Genomic DNA, 18,426 nt, shown 5'->3' with positions numbered 1-18,426 from the left:
TTGATATGCTTGGTTTAGATATCGCAGACATGACGACGTCGTTTATCGATTCTGGTCTGACCGATCTTACGATCGAAGAATTGATTGATTCTGCGCAATATTTTTTGATTGGGCAGGACCCCAGAATACAGACACCTTTGAAAAAACACGTTGCGAGGTGGAAAGAGTATGTCCGGTTCCGTTTGACGAAAGTGAGTGAAGCAGACCGGTTTAAAAAGGAAATGGCACTCTATCAAAAAGTGGTTTACTGGGCTGAGAGCGATTTTTTTGTCAATATTGAAAGCATTGTTGATCATCTGGAAGGTTTGTCCGGCTTTTATAATGAAGCCCGGCGTTTGCTTGATGATGAAAATAATATTCATAACCCAATGTTTCCTCATTATTTTTGCGATCAATGGTATCAGAGTCTTGAAAGTGACATCCGGCAGGCACAGGAAAGAGAGTTAGAAGAACACAAACGGGTATTGCTCAGCGATCTGTATCAGAGAATGGAAACATTGCATGATTTAGAAGAATGCGATGAGGATGCACCAACGACTCCGGATGCCGCACGCCGAATGTGGAATATGGCCTCGACGAAACTGAGTAAGACAGATATTTCAGTGATAAAAACACACGCTCAGTTTTTGAAAAAGCACCATTCTCTGAGGGAACTGGCTGAACAGTTGGGAAGAAAAGCCAGTGAGTCAAACGAAAATAACGCTCAGAGCAATGAGTACGTTGATGACATTCAGATCATTGAAGAAAAAGCATCAGAAGCGACGGATGATATTGTTGGTGTTCACCAAAAGGACGATATAAACCGCTTGTTACCCAATGAGCTGCTTTTCCTGTCTCATCCGGAACTGGAAGTGGTGTTTTATAAGCATCTTATCGATCAGGAGCTGCTGAATTATGAACTCCATGGGAAAAAGCGCAAGTTAAAGCACATAACGACCAGAAAGAAGACATCGGATAACGATGAGGTCAAAGAAGGTCCCTTTATTGTTTGTATTGATGCTTCAGGCTCTATGCAGGGTTTTCCTGAGCAGGCGGCAAAAGCGTTAGCTTATGCCCTGATGCAGATAGCATTGGCAGGAAACCGGGATTGCTATGTTATGATTTTTTCAACTCAGGTAATAAAGTATGAGCTAACCAAACAGGATGGGTTACGGGAAGTCAGTGATTTTCTGAGTTCGACTTTTCATGGTGGTACGGATCTCGAACCGGTATTAAGAGCCTCTGTGGAATTACTGGATTCTGAGAAGTATAAAAATGCAGATGTGGTCGTTCTGTCTGATTTTATGGCACCTAAACAGAATTCTGAAATTGCTTCTCAGATAGAAAACCTCAAAGCAGAGAAAAACCGGTTTCATGCCGTTTCTTTATCTTCGTATGGAAATCCTCAACTTTTGGATCTCTTTGATTTTTACTGGTCTTATCATCCATCGCTACTAGGCCGTTTGGCAAAGCATCGTTAGGGTGAAAAACAGACAATTTGATGAGCTTTTATTCCGGCGAGATCGCTTTTTAATCACTTGAATTAAAAAGTTAAAATAAATTGTTGACTCATTTTAAAGATGCGCTAAAGTACGCCCCGTTCGCAGCAATAAGCGCGAACTAAAAGCGACACTAGCTCGCAACCTTGCAAGGTTGAGGTCACGAGTTCAAACCTCGTTTTTGTCACTACAGACATATAATACATCGTAAGATGGTGTCTACTTTCAAAAGTGCCCTGGTGGTGGAATTGGTAGACACAAGGGATTTAAAATCCCTCGGCGTTCGCGCTGTGCCGGTTCAAGTCCGGCCCGGGGCACCATCTTTTTTTGCGACACTAGCTCAGTTGGTAGAGCGCAACCTTGCCAAGGTTGAGGTCACGAGTTCGAACCTCGTGTGTCGCTCCATGAAATGGCGTGTTGGCAGAGTGGCTATGCAGCGGATTGCAAATCCGTGGACCTCGGTTCGACTCCGGGACGCGCCTCCATTTCATCGTTCATCAAAAAAATCCTTATTTCTAATATATTTACTCATTAAGTGATAAGTGAAGGGTCTGATAACCCAGCTGATAATGGAGCGCCCTAACCGGATTGCTGTATTGGTATTTTCGTAAATTTTCCCGTTATAAAGCCATAAGATTTTTCCGACATGCCAGTAAAGCAGGGGAATTGGAGGCATAAAGGTGACAATGTCAATATCACAACAAACCCGGTATGTTTTTTTTCTTAATTTGTAGTTTCTGTAAAACTTCCAGTTTCCGATCGCCGGCTGACCGAAAGTAACAATTCGTTTAATACTGGCCGGATATTTGTTTTCGATATAATCCCCCAAAACACAGGCGATTGCACCCCCGGAAGAATGTCCGGTAAACGTGACCTTTTTCCCACTGTGAATTAGAGGTTTTAATGTTTTCTCTACTTTCGTGAGTACCGACTCTCCCAGGTGATCTTCGTTTCGGGATGGTGTACTTTCCTGAGTCAGTAGTCTGTGATATCCGGCATGAATGGAGTAGTTCAGTCCGATGTCATGACATCCTTTCAGCCAGAATGCGAAGTTCAGCATCCAGTCTCTCGGTGAATGAGAGCCCTTCAAAACGACGACGATCTCTTCTTGTTTCTTATTCCATAAGATTCTACCAATAATTTTTCCATGCTGATTATAGATAATCCGCTGACCACCGGGATCGAATCCATATTGAGTATGGCGAAATATTCTGGGATACGAAAGCTTGCACAATACAGCGTAGCGTTCATATTGATATCGTTTGAGAGGTTTCACTTTAAACCAAAAATTAAAAAGAGATATCTAAAATATTATGAATGTATTTTTAACAAAGTATGACAATCAATAAAAAATAATTTTATTAATAGTAGCTTGATTTTAATTAAATATAACTAGATAGTAATAGCTTATGCTTTGTCCGTTTTTAAATTTACATGCACTTATACCCAAATTACTTTAAAAGGAAATAGCCATTGCTTCCGTTATTTTCCTTGAACTGAACTCGTTGATGATGCTTTTAATCGGCATATCGAAGTCATTTGGTTATCTATTCGAAAGGAATAATTTGTGAATGATGAATGCGTAAAATATTCAGATGAAGAGAATTTGATTTCGACTACGACAAAAGAAAGCATTATTACTTATTGTAATGAAAGCTTTTGTGATATTTGCGGGTACGAAGAAGAAGAGTTGTTGGATAAACCTCATAACGTTATCAGACATAAGGATATGCCTAAAGAGGCCTTTGGTCAGTTATGGGAATACATCCAGTCCGGGAAAAGCTGGATGGGGTTGGTGAAAAACCGTTGTAAAGATAAAGGACATTACTGGGTTTCGGCATTTGTAACACCTATCAAAAATGATGATGGAAGTATTCATGAATATCAGTCCGTCAGGCATCTTCCTGATGATGATCAAATAGAACGTGCCGGGAAGTTATATTCGTCAATACAATCAGGGAAAAGAACGAAAAGAAAAATGCATTGGATGAATCTGATGTTATTTTTACAGATTATTTCCCTGGGCCTTTTTATTACCAGTTTATTACACCCCAATATGTCTTATGAATTATCTGGATTAGCAATTGTTTTTTTTATTTTATCTATAATATTTCAGTTTTTTATAAGAAAACGTTTAGCTAAAATAAATAAATTAGCATTTAATGTATATTCTAATCCTCTAATGGAGTGGCCTTATACCAATCATTATGATGATTTTTCGGCACTTGAATTAGCTTTTATTATGAAAAAAACAGAGTTAAGAGCAGTGACTGCCCGTTCATCTGAAACAACTAATAACATTCTGGTTTCTGCGGAAGAAGAAATGGCGGCTTCTCAATCTGTCCAGCAAAACTTGCTGAATCAGGTTAATTCGACGGATGCCATGGCGGTTGCTGCAGAACAGATGTTAAATTCCATCGATGGCGTTTCATCACATGCAAAAAGTAGTGCAGCATTTGCTGATAGTGCGATTCTTACAGCAGAAGAAGGGGCAAAAACAATCAATAACTCTGTTGATGCCGTGATGGAATTAAGCCATCAACTGGATAAATCAAAGCTGTCTTTAGAGAGGTTGTATTCGGATGTTGAAAGTATTGAAGATATATTAGGTATGATCCATGGGATAGCGGAACAGACTAATCTTTTGGCTCTTAATGCAGCAATTGAAGCGGCAAGGGCCGGAGAAGCCGGTCGAGGGTTTGCTGTTGTTGCTGATGAAGTCAGAGCGTTGTCTGAAAAAACCAGTGCATCTGTTGACGATATCCGGTCACGTATTGATGCGCTTCAGGGAGCAGTGAATGAAGCCGGTAATACGATGACGATGGGGCAGAAGTCCTCAAAGGATAGTGTGGAATACGCAGAAAAAAGTAAAGAATCATTTGAAAAGATTGTTCAGGATCTTACTGCTATTGGAGAACAAACGACGTTTACTTCCAAGTCAATTCAGGAGCAGGTCGAAGTCACAAAAAGTATGGTGGATCATGTAGAAAGGATGAAAGAGACAACAAATGAAACCAGAACACTGTCTAATGGTTCTGTCGACAGAACTGGTGAGCTGGTTACACAAATTGAAAGTTTGCAGCGTTTAGTTAATCAGTTTTCCCATATGTAACTCGCGGAGAGGAATCGGGCAAAGTGACGAACATTTTGCCCGTAATACAGAGCTAATTTTTATTTAATGCATCGTTTAACCAACGGGTAAACTGGCTTTTTGGTAAAGCACCGTTGATGACATCAAGGCGGTTCCCTTTATGGAATACCATAATGGTTGGTATGCTTCTTATCTGAAATTGTGTCGCCAGTTGTTGTTGGGCCTCTGTATCAACTTTTATAAAACGGGCTTTACCGGTAAAATCACTACTGACATCTTCAAATACCGGAGCAAAACCGACGCATGGATTGCACCAGGTGGCCCAAAAATCAATAACGACCGGAATATCTGAATTAATGAGTACAGATAGGTTTTCTTCAGTGCCTTCCACAGGCTTGCCGTCCAGTAACTTAGACTGACATTTTCCACAATTGGGTGCTTCATTAAGGCGATTCACCGGGATACGGTTCAGGCTTTTGCAATGAGGGCATCGGGTTGTAATTGCTGACATCATTTTCTCTTAATCATTATTGGTATGTGTAGGTTGAATTTATCTGCTTTAATTGGTGATATCAAGCAACACCGAAGAGATATGAATAAAAGGAAGGATGCATTAAAAGTGACTCCTGACCGGAGTCACCAAGGTCAACGGATTATTTTTTTGGTTGATTCTGAAGTTTGTCTTCTTCAGTCAGCTCATGAATTCTCCGGCTTAACTCACGACGTTCTTTCGAAATTTCAGCACTGGTAATGATGTGATCATCGACACGGTCTTCGTAGTCAGATTTCATCTTTTTAATGATGGCAAAAATCTCTTCCTGAGTCATTTCTGGTTTGATGTAATCCAGTAAATTATCCAGCAAATCTACTCTCTTACGGTTATCCCGAACTTTCTTTTCGTTGTCTAATAGTTCGCGTTTTAATTTATTTTTACGTCGAGCTAATGCTACGATTTCAAATACGCTACTCATAAGTTCCTTTCCATTTTTAGTTATGATATGTGAATTGATTAAATCATATCAAAGCTATCAAGAATAGTCTTTAGATCAATGATTTTAATACTAATCATCAGCTGGTTGTTAATAGAAATTATAACATAATAAACTTGAGTTTTGTGTTACATGAGCATTATCATTATAGACCCCGCCTTTAGTAGTTATTGAATGTGATAAGGTAATGAACTCGTCTGATATAGTCTGTTTGCGAACTGATGTCTCAAAAGCCGAAAAGGTTTCCCGCCTCGGGGAAGCATATAAGACTGCCTGGAAAGAAAGAGATAAAATTGATATTGAACTTAACAGAACAAGAATTGCTGTCCTGGATGAATTCGGCCAGTTGATTAAGTTGAATATTTTTAAAGAGCATTGAAATTTGTTATGGATTCGGAATAATTTGATATGAATATTGAGTTGACCAGTGAGGAAGCCAGAGTAATTGGCTGTCTTATAGAAAAAGAAATCACCACTCCTGATTATTATCCTTTGACTTTAAATAGTTTAACTACAGCTTGTAACCAGAAGAGTAATCGTGACCCGGTAACTTCATATTCTGATTCTGAAGTTATGGATATTGTAGGAAGTTTGATTGACCGGCGGCTGGTGAGTGATGAAAGCCAGTTCTCCAGTAGGGTGAATAAATATCAGCATCGTTTTTGTAATACTGAATTTGGCGATTTACAACTCAATCCACAGCAGTTGGGTATTATCTGTTGCTTACTTCTTCGTGGGCCACAAACGCCTGGGGAATTACGAACAAGAACAAATCGCTTGTGTTCATTTCAGGATGTGAAAGAAACCGAAACCGTACTGGAAGATTTGGTTTCTCTTCAGCTGGTGGCAAAACTGGAGAGAGAACCGGGTAAGAGAGAGTCCAGATATGCCCAATTGTTTACAGGAATGCCGGATACCGCTCAGTTATCGGGCAGTGCTGGTATTGATGAGCCGCCGGCCACTGTCACTGATCAGGAAAGCAGGATTGCCATGTTGGAGAAAGAAGTGGCAGGATTAAAGGATGAGCTATTGAAGTTAAAATCTCAGATCTTTAATGAAAACTGATTTTCCGGAAAAACAGCCTGACTCGCAAAGTTGGTGGGTATATTTAATCAGAACAAACCATGGTCACTTATATTGTGGTATTACTAAGAATGTTGAGCTCAGGCTGAAAGCACACTCAGAGGGAAAGGGCGCGAAGTATCTCAGAGGGAAAACACCTTTGACATTGGAGTGGAGCCGGTTTATCGGTTCCCGTTCACTTGCTTCACATTATGAAATAAGAATTAAGCGGTTATCTAAATATAAAAAGGAGAAATTAATAACCAATCCCGGGTTGTTTGAGCAATATGTGCCCGATTTGTCTGATGGTACAAAGTGAATCGACATATTTACCCTAAGTCTAAGTGAGTTGGAGAGGTGGATGAATTCATGCATTTGGGCTGTATGGCATAGTAAATAAAGTTACGATATTTTTCTTAGATACTAAACTCTCAAATACTCAGCTATTAATTACTTTTCTTTTATAGCTCGCTAAGATGCTATGCTATTAGTGTAGTGACCAATATTTATTGTTTATGTTGAAAATTCGAAGCACAATTATCCATTTTCTTTTCATCTTTTTATTATCAGGTTCATTTTCTGCTAGTGCCGTTCCAGGATACTGGCGTTATGATGAATTCCTGAATCATTCTCCTGAGCAGAAACAATTGACTGATGCTCTCAGTGATGTTGTCAGGAAACCACCAGTTCCTCTTTCGATTGATCAGAAAAAAACAATTTCCATTTCGATGGTGTTACCGGGACAACAGGTATCGGATTATTGGATTCGTAATTTAAAAGCCTTCGAAATTCGCCTGGATGAGCTGGGAGTGAAGTACGTAATTAATCAGGTATTTACCAGACCTAATGTTGATGAAAGGCAGCAAGGCTATTATCTGATGGAAGCAATGAAGAATCATTCAGACTATCTCATTTTTACGTTAGATTCGATTCGTCACCGTAAGTTTATTGAAAGGGTTTTACATTCAACAGACACAAAAGTCATTTTGCAAAATATTACAACGCCAGTAAAAGCCTGGGGTAATAAGCAACCGATGATGTATGTTGGCTTTGACCATGAGCTTGGAACTCTCAAATTAGCAAATTATTACAAAAAAAGGTTTTCTAAAGGCGCTAATTATTCCATATTGTATTTCTCTCAGGGCTTTATCAGTCAGGCACGAGGGGACTCTTTTAATAGTATTATCCGGCGTATCCCATCTTTTAAGCATGTATCATCCTATTATACGGATGCAACGGAAGAAAGCGGCTATAAAGCAACACTTGAAAATGTAGCCCGTCATCCTGATTTGAACTTTATTTATGCCTGCTCTACGGATGTTGCACTTGGTGCGGTTAAGGCTTTGAAAGAATTGAACCGCGAAGATATTGTGGTTAACGGATGGGGTGGAGGTTCGGCAGAACTGAATGCATTGGGTGATCTTGATGTAACTGTCATGCGAATGAATGACGACACTGGTATTGCTATGGCTGAAGCGATTAAATGGGACCTGGAAGGGGATAAAGTGCCACTAGTCTATTCCGGTGACTTGGTCTTGGTGACGAAAGAAAATTCCCAAGAACGATTGGATGCGCTTAAGCGACAGGCGTTTCGTTACTCTGATAGAGGCAAAAAAAACAGTGAATGATTAAAAAATTCCAGACTAAGCGTAAAATAGCCACTTATTTTACCCGTTCTATAACATTAGTCATCGGGGCATTGACGTTTGGAATTTTATTTGAAAGTTATCATATGAGCAGTTCTTTAATTGCTCAGGAAGTAGAGAGAACGGCAAATCAAACGGCTAATCTGCAACAAAGAGTGTTCAACTCCCGGTTGTCTTTGCTCAAAATTCATCAGGATAGCAGCGTTAGTAATCCTGAGTTAATTCGCGCTATCCGTGAAAGAAATAATCATCATGTTGAACGTTTTTTTAAATCATTTGATCAGCTTGATCCAAGTAATACACCTGATTTTCGTTTTTTGGCTGATTTAACCCATCCTAATTGGGATGACGGTAGTTCGGCTTTTTACGGTATTCCCGATAGAAAACTAAAAAATATTTTTGATGCAGTATCTCTGAATAATTATTGGAATTTGGTCAGAGTAAATACCGGGCAAAGAAATGTGTATGTGTTAGCTCGTAGGGCTCCAATAGTAGATCCAGATTCTGGAGAGGTTTTAGGATATCTTGTCGTTGTTTTTATTCTTAATGATAATTTTCATTTAATTGAAAATTTACGGACCAGAAGTCATGCAGAAAATCTGATTCTGACCGTGAATCATGAAGTGTTGTCTACAACCATTTCAGGGAAAGAGCCTTATACGACCGGTGACATTTTAAATAGCCATCAGTTTTACAATTTTAAAGATGCTATTTTTATCAGTAAAACTAATCTTCAGGTTGATGATATTCCCACTCAATTAATGATTTTTTCTGTTCAGAATAATTATAATATCAAAAAGTTACGGAATAATTTTTACTATACAGTTGTCTTTACACTACTTGCGATGCTGATTTTTTCCTATTTATTATGGAATTGGTTACACCGACGGATTCGGTCAGAGATAGAAACGTTGATGAACTTTACGTATTCGATTGCGGATAAAGGAACTGATGTGATATTTGATGGTTCTTCCATTGCAGAATTTGATCACTTTGGCCGGGTATTAGAGCATACGTTTCATCGCCTCTCTGAGCAGGAAAAACAATTTGAGAACTTATTTCACTATTCAATCATGCCTACGATTTTGTGGGGAACAAATAGCAGTCTTTTGAGAATGAATCCAGCTGCTATTAACTATTTTTCTGAGGACAAAAAAGGCACAAAACCTCTTTTTATTGAATTAAAGATGCTGTTGAGTCATGACATTATTAATGTTGGAAAGGGGGCCGGGTCAAAAGAAGTGTTAACAGAGGTTGGCGGGAGAACGTATCGGTGGATGGTATCTCCCATTTCTTCTGCTCGTGGTTTGGAGTCCATTTTAACTCAGGGACAAGATATTACCACTATTGCGGAGGCGGAAAAGCAAAGTCGTTTAGCAACAAAAGAAGCGGAAAAAGCGGCGAGTGTCAGAGCAGATTTTCTGGCCAGAATGAGTCATGAAGTCAGGACTCCATTAAATGGTATTTTAGGCGTTGCTCAGTTACTTAAATCGACAGTTAGTGATTCGAAAAATAAAGAGCAGGTTGGGGTTTTGTGCGCGTGTAGTGAGCATTTGTTAGCGGTGCTTAACGATATTCTGGATTTTTCAAAACATGAGCACGGCAATTTTCAGATTAATGCATCAAATTTCGATTTAGTGGATACGATTCGGGCTGTAGAACAGATTTATCGTCCTTTATGTGAGGAAAAAGGACTAAACTTTTCTGTTGAACACAATTTAGAGCATGAAACTTATGTGTACAGTGATCAAACACGATTGAACCAGATTATATTTAATTTGTTAAATAATGCGGTTAAGTTTACTGATAAAGGCTCGATTACGGTCAGGTTGAATTTTTCTGCGACTGCTCCGGAACATAATACACTCATCGTCGAAATTACGGATACAGGTATCGGTCTTGATGAAAGTGAACAGGAGAGTGTTTTTCAGCCCTTTGTGCAGTCAGAATCCGGCTTATCTAAAGTGCATGGAGGGACCGGGTTAGGGCTTGCTATTGTCAAAAATTTAGTTGAGCTGTTTCATGGGACGATTGAGCTGGAATCCAAGCTGAATGTTGGCAGTAAATTCAGGTTTGAAATGCCGATTTCTCTGTCCAGACATAAAACCCGACGAAGAATACCGAACGAGTCAAATCATCATGATGAACTTAACTTTGATATTCCGCCAAAGGTGTTGTTAGTTGAAGATAATCAGACTAACGCTTATATAGCCAAAGCATTTTGTGAGAAATACGGTTTACTGGTGACCTGGGTCGAGGATGGTAACCAAGCCGTGAAAGCCGTTTCAGAATCTTCTTTTGATTTGATATTTATGGATAATCAGTTACCAAATAAAGATGGTATTGAAGTAACCCGAACCTTGCGGAAAGAGTTAAATCTCAGAACGCCCATTTTTGCCTGTACTGCGGATGGAAGTGACAGTACTCAGAAAGCATTTTTAAACTCAGGTGCAGATTTTATTATTGTTAAACCAATACGAGAAGAGATAATACGGCAGGCATTGGCGTATTTTAAATCAATGTATTATCGCAATAATATCAACAGTCGGGATAGCAATACTTAAATATGGCTGACTGCAGCCTGTCATCAAAAGGAATTTGCTGATTAAAAAACACACCAATAATTTTTTCTGACTTAAATTTTGTAATGTTGGTTATTGTGCTGGAAATAATACTTTCCTGTTCCGGGAAAATATTGATTTTTACGTCAACTTTCGCTCCTAATTCGACAAATGCTTCATGATTTAAGCTGATTTTACATCCCGAGACTGAGAAATCCGTTAACATACCATTATAGTGCCGATTATTTATGTTTATCTCCACTGGTGCGGTGAATTGAAACCGATAATGTTTTCTGATGGGTTTACACGCATAGTCGTGAGGCACTTTTAGCATAATCATGGGGGCGGGTTGCATGATTATATGAAGGATATTGGTTCGAAAAGCAATAATGTGCCCAAGTTCGGAGTTACTTTTAGCTCTGATAATCGTTTTCGCATACTTCAGGTTCCGGACGATTAAGTCGTCTATGACTTTATGCGGGTAATCTATGATAATGAAAGCGTGATTCTTAAATCCTATAACCTGCGAATTAAAGCAGTACTCATCATTGTTCCCAAATTCGAGCTTGACGGAAATTTTTGTACCATTAGTCAAAAAATTTCTTAACCTGGACATGTCTTTTTCATAGTTCATAAAAGAGCCATAGCATTAAAAAATAGCTCTGACATTCAGTTCCAGCTGAGGTCCCCATATACCGTTGTTAACGAAACCGGCACCAACAGATAACTGGTCAGTTGAATGGAATCTGACACCGGCATTAAAGATTGAGTGATCGTCTATCGTTCCGACCCTGACTTCTGTTTCGAGATTTTCCGCAATCCAGAGTTTTAAGCCAACATTCAGTTCCAGCAGAGCTTCTGAGCCTTCATTTCTGTTTTTAGGATAGTCGACGTAATGAGCTAATGCCTGTCCGTAGATGTCAATAAAATCATTTACAGGGCCATTAAATCCAATTCCTGCAGCCAAATCACCGTCATGATCAAATTGAGAATCGAGATGTGCAACGGCATGGAAATTATCGGTTAATGCGAGACTGTACTCTGCGCCCAGTGACTGAGGGCTTGAACCCATTCTGAATTCGAAATAGTTATAGCTAAAGTTATTGGCATAAACAGGTGAAGATAACAATAACAATATTGGTAAGAGGCGCCATTTCATATGTAATGCCATTATCAGTTCCTATTAATATTTAACCTTAGCCATCATATTATAAGAATACATAATAATAAAAAAAATGAGTAAAAACATTGACTATTACACTGTCGGTACAGAAATGTCCCCATGTATTTGTGACGTATTGTCCGAAACCGGCTATGGGCAAAACTTCTCTGGTATTGTCGACTTAATTGGTGAAACCTGAACCAAACTGGTAATGTTCCAAAATGGACTGAAAGGTTCCGTTTTGTTTTATTTCTTCTAAGCCTTGATTGAATTTTTCAATAACCAACTGATTATCATTAATTTTTTTGAAATAATCAAATGGAGGTGATTGGTTTGCAATGGGGGAGAAAGTACGACGATTTCATCACGCCATTTCGGAAAGTGCGTATTGATAATATAAAAAACGTTTAACTTCTCATCGACTAAAAGATCAAATCGTTCTGCCATGAGTTTTTGAATATTTGTGTATGCAGAACTGCCTATCTCAAGGTTTTCCCCTAATTCTTCTTTAAGTAATTCATGAGGTGTGGAATCCAGTGCAACCCCGACCCGGTATTTTTTTAAATCGGTCCATTTTGCATAGACGGTGGGATTTGTCTTTCTTTTGATAACGACCAGTTTTGTTGAAAGCAGAGGTTCTGAATAAGAAAAATACTGCAGGCGTTCTTCGGTAAACCACGCGCCAATTAATCCGTCATAGATACCACTTTTGGCCAGATTGAATGCCCTTGCCCAAGGGAGCCATTTCACGTCGATGTCGTAACCGCTTGCTTTAAAAGCTTGCCTGGCAATTTCGGTTACTACTCCCCCCGTTTTCTAAGGTTTCACTGTAGTAGGGCTCCTAATTTTCGCCGATGGAGAGTGTAATGGTTCGACGCTCAGAGTTGTCCTGTTCATCATGATGAGCAGGGGAGTTAGCCGGGGCTGATAGGGCGGATGGCATGGCGAGAAGGTACCTGAGGATTATGGCCGGAATCGTGTAAGGGAAGGTAAATGGGAACATTCTTTATCTCCATTCGTTCAGCCTTGGGGGAGAACGGATACCTGATCACTGGGCGGTGTTGAAAGCGGATGGCTAATACATCAACTATAGGTTATAGATGTGCCATTATCAAAGGAGAAAGGCTGACTACACATCCCGACAATGGGCTGCAATATAGGCTTCTAATATGTTTGTCGCCGGACCGCTGTTTTCTTTTTTCAACATCAAAACCTGATAGTCATCCAGCTTGGGTAAATGCTCAACGACAACAAAAGGAGGTTTCACCAGGCTACGGGGAAGTGGCGCAACGGCGAGATCGGCCTCCATTGCCGCCTTCATACTGGTACAGTTATCACAGGTGTATGCGATCCGGTATGCGACCTCTGATTTTTCGAGCGCGTCAAGAGCCTGTTTGCGCCAGCAGCATCCGGGTTTGGCAACGGCGATGGGGAGGGGAATCTGTTTGGCTGCCAGCCCGCTTTCGCAAGTTGTCCAGAGTAATGGTTCTGAATATAGGGCCTGGCTGTGCCTTGGAACCTGACTGGCGTCATCCATGGTTATCAGTGCAACATCCAGTGTTTTCATTTGTATTTTTTCAATCAGTTCCTGACTATTTCTGACTTCCACATTGACAGAAACTGCCGGGTGGGAGCGAGCAAACTGTGCCAGAACGGCTGGTAGTATTCGGGTTCCGACATCGTTTGGCAGACCAAAAGTCACGGTGCCTTCTAATTCTGGCTTTAAAAAGTGACTGACCGTCTCTTCGTTGAGTTTGAGTAGACGCCGGGCAAAAGTCAGTAAGGTTTCCCCTTCCTGAGTTAACCGGACTTGACGGGCTTCACGGATGAACAAACGTTGTCCCAGCGTTTCTTCTAACCGCTTAATTTGTATACTAACGGCGCCCGGGGAACGAAATACCAACAGGGCCGCTTTTGAAAAACTGCCGCATTCAGCAATCGCGACAAAGGAACGAAGCACATCTAATTCCAGTAAAGGTGGCATGTTTTTAGTGTATGTCATTAACATTACCTTTTAGTTTTTCTAAATACACAGTTAAGTTTATTTCGTTTGATTAAATTATGGTAGCTCGTCAATCTTTAATTCTCCATTTTCTCAGCTTTACAGGGGGCTTCATGCAGATGTTTGGCAGAAAAGAAAGAAATAAGGGCAAAGCGCCAGTTTTACGAACGTGTTCAGATGATGGTTCTTTGTTGCGCTTTTTGATGATGTTACTGACGTTATTACCCAACATAGCCAAAAAAAAGGCCGCTGAAAGAAAACGAAAGAAGCGGCTTCAAAGTACGCTTTTCTATGGAGACGCCATTTTAGAAGATATTGGACATACAAGAGCTGCCCTCTTAAATGGAAAAAAATCAATCACTAAAGGTTAGCAGCCCCTATGTGCCAAATGAACTCACAATGGAACGAGCGGCCCCGATGCCCATTGGTTACCAAACTCCGGTCTATTGTCAAAATCTGGTTAAAGTCGCTTTCCCGAAAGCACAGGACCTGTCAGAGAGTGTATAAGCGAAGGCTTAAAGCGCTTTTACCCCTGCCTAATTTAGGCCTGACGTCGTCATCTACTTTCTTCTGAATGTTTTACTCATGTGACAAATTCGGCATTTTGTGATGGTAAAAATCTGATAGGCCATGTGCTTTTGTTATTGCACAACTAGTTGATATGCCACTGTAATATTTGGTGTATACTGTACTGAATTTTTCGGTATATTAAATTGTTATATTGCGGTGCACGGAATTAATTTACGAGGTTAGTTTGAACTTACTGTTACGGCTTAGATTGGCATATTGGGTACTTGCTGCTGATAAACAAGGTGAGAAAGTTCGGGATGATGGACATATTAATGCCTGGTCAGTTCTTGGTTTGATTGTTTATGTGTTCCTATTTGGTTGTTGGAGCATAATTTCATTAGTCTTTGATGGCGTTTTAACCCACATTGGTGCTTATTATTGGATTCTAACTATTGGGTTGATTACAGCTTTAATCATTTATGTTGGTTGTATTCGTGGGAGCGCTTATGAAGAAGGGAAAAAACATTGGAAAAATTGTGAAAAGTCTAAGCGAAAATTACTTGGTATAAAGAATGGTTTTTTTCTGATTTTTGTTGCTATCACACCACAAATGACTGCATTAATATTTATGGTTTATAACTCAATATAAAAAATGGAGTGGTAATATAACAATTCAATCAAGGTGACTTTTTACGCTCGGTGGTTTGGCTTTGGGGTTTTGTGTACTTGGTAAGATTCGGTGTTGATGCACGGAACATCCCAAAACTTATCAAACCATACTAGCCCGTCGTGCTAAGAGCACTACATTATTATGCCCGCTATTGTGTGATGATATACCGTTCTGAATTTTCTGTTTATTTTGGTGGAATTAAAGTGCGATTACTATTGTTTTTTTTTGTTAATAATGGTGCCACCTGTTTCAGCTGAGACTGCTCATGAACATGATGCTATTTTAGGATCAATATCTAATGACTCATATGTTTATTGCAGTAAGTATCCAGATATAGTAGCTCGTTCTGAGAGGAGTATATGTTCTGAATATATATATGGAATCAATAATCACCTGAACGAACTTTGGTGGAAATCGAAGAATAAACAAGAACTAATACATTTTCTAGATGAGTTATGGGTTAATCAAAATGAATCGCCAATTCTCAACAATATTCTGATAAGGCTTAATTTGGCTTTTCTTATGGGGCAAGCATCATGGAATTCCCTTGAGTGTGATAACTGTGACCATTTACGAAACTACGTCATATCCTACATGTCGAGCAATGATGCCGAAATTCTTTTGTCTGCGATTACAGCGTTGGGAGTGGTAGGAAAAAGTGAGGATGCTCTCTTGCTAAAACCCATCATATTAAGTGAAAAAGAGGGGTTAGCAAAAAAAGCCATAACAGCCGCGGTAAAAATATTGAAGCACAGAAAATCGGTAAGTGAGTTTATGGCGAATGTTTTACCTGATATTCAAAGAAACTCTTTGAGAAGTTATATTCTTCAATATAAATGAATATCACTTTATATACCCGTGATCATGATGGATTATAGAGTGTTCGCCATTCTAAATTTTACAGGGTTAACAATTCCCTTTATAAATAGGCATGAGAATCTTCGTGATTTGTACCAATTCGGATGTGTACCAATAAGTGTACCAAATTGAGTATTGGACTTTTTATCTCTAACAGTGTGAATGACTATACAAGTTAACTAAGATATTTTTTAAGTTTTTTAGGTTATGATCTTTTGGTGTTTAAGTGATTAAAAATAATATGATTTTGATGGTTCAGGGAACCACGTCAGATGCCGGGAAAAGTGCGTTGGTGACGGGATTATGCCGGGTGCTGCACCGCAGGGGAATCAAGGTGGCGCCATTTAAACCTCAGAATATGGCACTTAATAGTGCGGTTACGGCTGACGGAGGTGAAATTGGCAGAGCACAGGCAGTACAGGCTCTTGCTTGCGAAGTCTCTACCAGTGTGCATATGAATCCCGTATTGCTTAAGCCAAACTCCGATACCGGGGCTCAGATTATTCTTCAGGGTAAAGCGGTGACCAATATGGAAGCAACCGCTTATCATGACTATAAAAAGGTCGCAAAGGCAACGGTGATGGACTCTTATCAGCGTTTGTGTGATGAATATGACAGTGTGATGATTGAAGGAGCCGGGAGTCCGGCTGAAATAAACCTTCGGGATAATGATATTGCGAATATGGGCTTTGCAGAAGAAGCTGATATTCCGGTTATCATTATTGCAGATATCGATAAAGGTGGTGTTTTTGCGCATCTGTATGGCACTTTGGCCTTACTATCTGAAAGTGAGCAGAAACGGGTTATTGGCTTTGTTATAAACCGGTTTCGTGGTGATATATCGATTTTGCAACCGGGATTAGATTGGCTGGAAGAAAAAACCGGGAAACCTGTTTTGGGAGTCTTGCCTTATTTGCATGGTTTCGATCTGGAAGCGGAAGATGCGATTGATAAAGAACAACATCTGTCGGCAGAAACGAAGCTGAATGTGTCCGTGCCAGTCTTTTCCAGAATTAGTAACCACACTGATTTCGATGTGTTGAGAAAAAATCCGGATATAAACCTTCGGTATATCCAGAAGGGAGAGCGGATCACAAATGCTGACCTTATTATATTGCCGGGCTCTAAATCTACCAGGGCTGATTTGGAGTATCTCAAATCTCAAAAGTGGGATAAAGATATCATGAGACATTTACGATTTGGCGGAAAAGTATTAGGTATTTGCGGTGGTTTTCAAATGTTGGGTAAAACGATTGCTGATCCTGATGGGGTTGAGGGTAGGCCCGGTACGACAAAAGGGTTGGGACTGCTTAATATGCATACGACGTTAACGCCACATAAACGTTTAACCAATGTTACCGGCCAGCTTTTTTTACAACATCGCTCTTATCCGGTTTCCGGATATGAAATCCATGTAGGGAAAACGGTTCGTGAAGAAAATTCAGATGATTTAGATTTGATTAAGTTAAATACTGGTTGCTCAGATGGACTGATCAGTGGTTGTGGTCAGATTATGGGATGCTACCTACATGGTTTGTTTGACGAATTTGATGTAACGAAAGCGATATGTAAATGGGCAGGAGCAGAAGATATCGAGTTTTTTGATCATTTAAAAAATAAACAGGATGCTATTAACAGAATAGCAGATGCTGTCGAGGACAATCTTAAACTTGACCTGCTATGGCCGTCTATACAGTGAATAATATGTTGAGTGAGATAAGAATAAATGTTCAGACCCTGACATCTAACATAGAACCAAGCATTTCCTGATTTTTCTGGACAATGTTAGTACCGGCTTTGTTGTACTGAACGGCTTTATTCAATTCAATAAGTGGGTCGATGTTATTTGTTGAAGATGATGATTTTGATTTCTCATCGTTCGAGGCTGCTTCTTTTTTTTCGATATCGTTTGGAAGGAGCTGTGAGGAAGTTGACTTCTGATCATTTTCAGTCCGAGCGGAATTAATATCATCAGCAGCCTTTGAGGCCATCTGTGATGACTGATTAATTAAGTTATATCCTGACTGAATTGAGTTAATGGTCATAGTCTTCTTTAATAAGTTAGATCCTACCTATTTGAGTCTAGTTTCATTTACGCTATAGGTCAAGATCAGTCTTATTCTGCATCTGCAAACAGAGAAACAATCATATCCAGTTCTTCGCTGGTTAAAAGTACCGGTTCCGGCTCTTTTAGAGAATCCTGAATTTGTTCCTGTAAACAATGCAGTTGAACTGGGCTAAGAAACTTTAGAGTTTCCAGCACCTGATCAAAACTATTTTCGGAAATAGCATGACTTTGTTTTGCACCATGACAACACTCGGTTGTTGTTAACATTGCCTGCCTCCTTAATATCAATATGGAGGAGTATACTTTTTAACCTCTCAGACAATGTTCAC

General features: G+C 39.7%; 20 protein-coding genes, 3 tRNA genes and 1 pseudogene. 15 read left to right on the top strand and 9 right to left on the bottom strand.

Features of this window, described 5'->3' with window-relative positions; genetic code table 11:
• Nucleotides 1-5 precede the first annotated feature (5 nt).
• The 4 genes from viaA to LRQ06_RS19490 all read left to right on the top strand — a co-directional run bounded on the left by viaA (nt 6) and on the right by LRQ06_RS19490 (nt 1,963).
• Nucleotides 6-1,460, top strand: coding sequence for an ATPase RavA stimulator ViaA (gene viaA, locus LRQ06_RS19505; RefSeq protein WP_232768711.1), 1,455 nt, complete (start codon nt 6-8; stop codon nt 1,458-1,460).
• A gap of 251 nt (nt 1,461-1,711) precedes the next feature.
• A tRNA-Leu gene (locus tag LRQ06_RS19500) sits at nt 1,712-1,798 on the top strand.
• 9 nt (nt 1,799-1,807) lie between these two features.
• Nucleotides 1,808-1,883: transfer RNA gene (locus tag LRQ06_RS19495), tRNA-Gly, on the top strand.
• 6 nt (nt 1,884-1,889) lie between these two features.
• Nucleotides 1,890-1,963 (top strand) — tRNA-Cys (locus LRQ06_RS19490).
• Between the two features lie 2 nt (nt 1,964-1,965).
• Here the strand turns inward: LRQ06_RS19490 and LRQ06_RS19485 are convergent.
• Nucleotides 1,966-2,754 (bottom strand): lipase family protein, encoded by a 789-nt coding sequence (locus LRQ06_RS19485; protein WP_232768710.1) that lies wholly within the window; start codon nt 2,752-2,754, stop codon nt 1,966-1,968.
• 291 nt (nt 2,755-3,045) lie between these two features.
• On the opposite strand from LRQ06_RS19485, the gene LRQ06_RS19480 reads away from it, so the two are divergent.
• Nucleotides 3,046-4,590 carry a methyl-accepting chemotaxis protein gene (locus tag LRQ06_RS19480; protein ID WP_232768709.1) on the top strand — a complete coding sequence of 515 codons (1,545 nt, stop codon included), beginning with the start codon at nt 3,046-3,048 and terminating at the stop codon, nt 4,588-4,590.
• Between the two features lie 52 nt (nt 4,591-4,642).
• On the opposite strand, the gene trxC is transcribed toward LRQ06_RS19480, so the two are convergent.
• Together trxC and LRQ06_RS19470 are read right to left on the bottom strand one after the other, a co-directional pair.
• Entirely contained in the window at nt 4,643-5,080 is a 438-nt protein-coding gene (trxC, locus tag LRQ06_RS19475) for a thioredoxin TrxC (RefSeq protein ID WP_232769018.1), read from the bottom strand.
• Nucleotides 5,081-5,222: 142 nt separating this feature from the next.
• Nucleotides 5,223-5,564 carry a DUF496 family protein gene (locus LRQ06_RS19470; protein ID WP_308218849.1) on the bottom strand — a complete coding sequence of 114 codons (342 nt, stop codon included), beginning with the start codon at nt 5,562-5,564 and terminating at the stop codon, nt 5,223-5,225.
• Nucleotides 5,565-5,745: 181 nt separating this feature from the next.
• Here LRQ06_RS19470 and LRQ06_RS19465 point away from each other — a divergent pair, with 181 nt between their 5' ends.
• From LRQ06_RS19465 to LRQ06_RS19445, 5 genes are all read left to right on the top strand, one after another.
• Entirely contained in the window at nt 5,746-5,937 is a 192-nt protein-coding gene (locus LRQ06_RS19465; protein WP_232768707.1) for a hypothetical protein, read from the top strand.
• 29 nt (nt 5,938-5,966) lie between these two features.
• Nucleotides 5,967-6,623, top strand: a complete 657-nt coding sequence (locus LRQ06_RS19460) for a YceH family protein (RefSeq protein ID WP_232768706.1) — start codon at nt 5,967-5,969, stop codon at nt 6,621-6,623.
• Nucleotides 6,613-6,939, top strand: coding sequence for a GIY-YIG nuclease family protein (locus LRQ06_RS19455; protein WP_232768705.1), 327 nt, complete (start codon nt 6,613-6,615; stop codon nt 6,937-6,939). The genes LRQ06_RS19460 and LRQ06_RS19455 overlap by 11 nt, the downstream gene beginning before the upstream one ends.
• 196 nt (nt 6,940-7,135) lie before the next feature.
• Nucleotides 7,136-8,248: a substrate-binding domain-containing protein gene (locus LRQ06_RS19450; RefSeq protein ID WP_232768704.1), complete on the top strand. Its 1,113-nt coding sequence runs from the start codon at nt 7,136-7,138 to the stop codon at nt 8,246-8,248.
• Nucleotides 8,245-10,830 (top strand): LuxQ periplasmic sensor domain-containing protein, encoded by a 2,586-nt coding sequence (locus tag LRQ06_RS19445; RefSeq protein WP_232768703.1) that lies wholly within the window; start codon nt 8,245-8,247, stop codon nt 10,828-10,830. The genes LRQ06_RS19450 and LRQ06_RS19445 overlap by 4 nt, the downstream gene beginning before the upstream one ends.
• On the opposite strand, the gene LRQ06_RS21275 is transcribed toward LRQ06_RS19445, so the two are convergent.
• On the bottom strand, nt 10,805-11,443 hold the full coding sequence (locus tag LRQ06_RS21275; RefSeq protein WP_373054865.1) for a PilZ domain-containing protein: 639 nt from the start codon (nt 11,441-11,443) through the stop codon (nt 10,805-10,807). The two genes, LRQ06_RS19445 and LRQ06_RS21275, sit on opposite strands and share 26 nt — an antisense overlap.
• Nucleotides 11,444-11,476: 33 nt before the next feature.
• Nucleotides 11,477-11,998, bottom strand: coding sequence for a hypothetical protein (locus LRQ06_RS19435; protein WP_232768702.1), 522 nt, complete (start codon nt 11,996-11,998; stop codon nt 11,477-11,479).
• A 64-nt stretch (nt 11,999-12,062) separates the two neighbouring features.
• On the opposite strand from LRQ06_RS19435, the gene LRQ06_RS21090 reads away from it, so the two are divergent.
• Nucleotides 12,063-12,188, top strand: a complete 126-nt coding sequence (locus LRQ06_RS21090) for a hypothetical protein (RefSeq protein ID WP_257794120.1) — start codon at nt 12,063-12,065, stop codon at nt 12,186-12,188.
• A 56-nt stretch (nt 12,189-12,244) separates the two neighbouring features.
• Here LRQ06_RS21090 and LRQ06_RS19430 read toward each other — a convergent pair.
• A pseudogene (locus tag LRQ06_RS19430) lies at nt 12,245-12,787 on the bottom strand (substrate-binding periplasmic protein); the annotation flags it as partial.
• Between the two features lie 331 nt (nt 12,788-13,118).
• A complete protein-coding gene (locus LRQ06_RS19425) occupies nt 13,119-13,991 on the bottom strand; it encodes a LysR family transcriptional regulator (protein ID WP_232768700.1) in 873 nt (290 codons plus the stop codon).
• A 113-nt stretch (nt 13,992-14,104) separates the two neighbouring features.
• Between LRQ06_RS19425 and LRQ06_RS19420 the strand changes: the two genes are divergently transcribed.
• The 4 genes from LRQ06_RS19420 (at nt 14,105) to LRQ06_RS19405 (ending at nt 17,728) form a co-directional block, all read left to right on the top strand.
• Nucleotides 14,105-14,362: a hypothetical protein gene (locus tag LRQ06_RS19420; RefSeq protein WP_232768699.1), complete on the top strand. Its 258-nt coding sequence runs from the start codon at nt 14,105-14,107 to the stop codon at nt 14,360-14,362.
• A 407-nt stretch (nt 14,363-14,769) separates the two neighbouring features.
• Nucleotides 14,770-15,150: a hypothetical protein gene (locus tag LRQ06_RS19415; protein ID WP_232768698.1), complete on the top strand. Its 381-nt coding sequence runs from the start codon at nt 14,770-14,772 to the stop codon at nt 15,148-15,150.
• A gap of 255 nt (nt 15,151-15,405) precedes the next feature.
• A complete protein-coding gene (locus LRQ06_RS19410) occupies nt 15,406-16,011 on the top strand; it encodes a hypothetical protein (RefSeq protein ID WP_232768697.1) in 606 nt (201 codons plus the stop codon).
• Between the two features lie 259 nt (nt 16,012-16,270).
• On the top strand, nt 16,271-17,728 hold the full coding sequence (locus LRQ06_RS19405; RefSeq protein WP_232769016.1) for a cobyric acid synthase: 1,458 nt from the start codon (nt 16,271-16,273) through the stop codon (nt 17,726-17,728).
• Between the two features lie 31 nt (nt 17,729-17,759).
• Here the strand turns inward: LRQ06_RS19405 and LRQ06_RS19400 are convergent, their stop codons facing one another.
• Complete coding sequence (locus LRQ06_RS19400) at nt 17,760-18,074, bottom strand: hypothetical protein (RefSeq protein ID WP_232768696.1); 315 nt, start codon at nt 18,072-18,074, stop codon at nt 17,760-17,762.
• 71 nt (nt 18,075-18,145) lie between these two features.
• Nucleotides 18,146-18,364: a hypothetical protein gene (locus LRQ06_RS19395; protein WP_232768695.1), complete on the bottom strand. Its 219-nt coding sequence runs from the start codon at nt 18,362-18,364 to the stop codon at nt 18,146-18,148.
• Nucleotides 18,365-18,426 lie beyond the last annotated feature (62 nt).

The organism is Vibrio salinus (assembly GCF_021272385.1).
Taxonomy (GTDB): Bacteria; Pseudomonadota; Gammaproteobacteria; order Enterobacterales; family Vibrionaceae; genus Vibrio; species Vibrio salinus.
The sequence above is the reverse complement of the archived record's forward strand: the minus strand, read 5'-3'. Positions and strand labels throughout refer to the sequence as shown.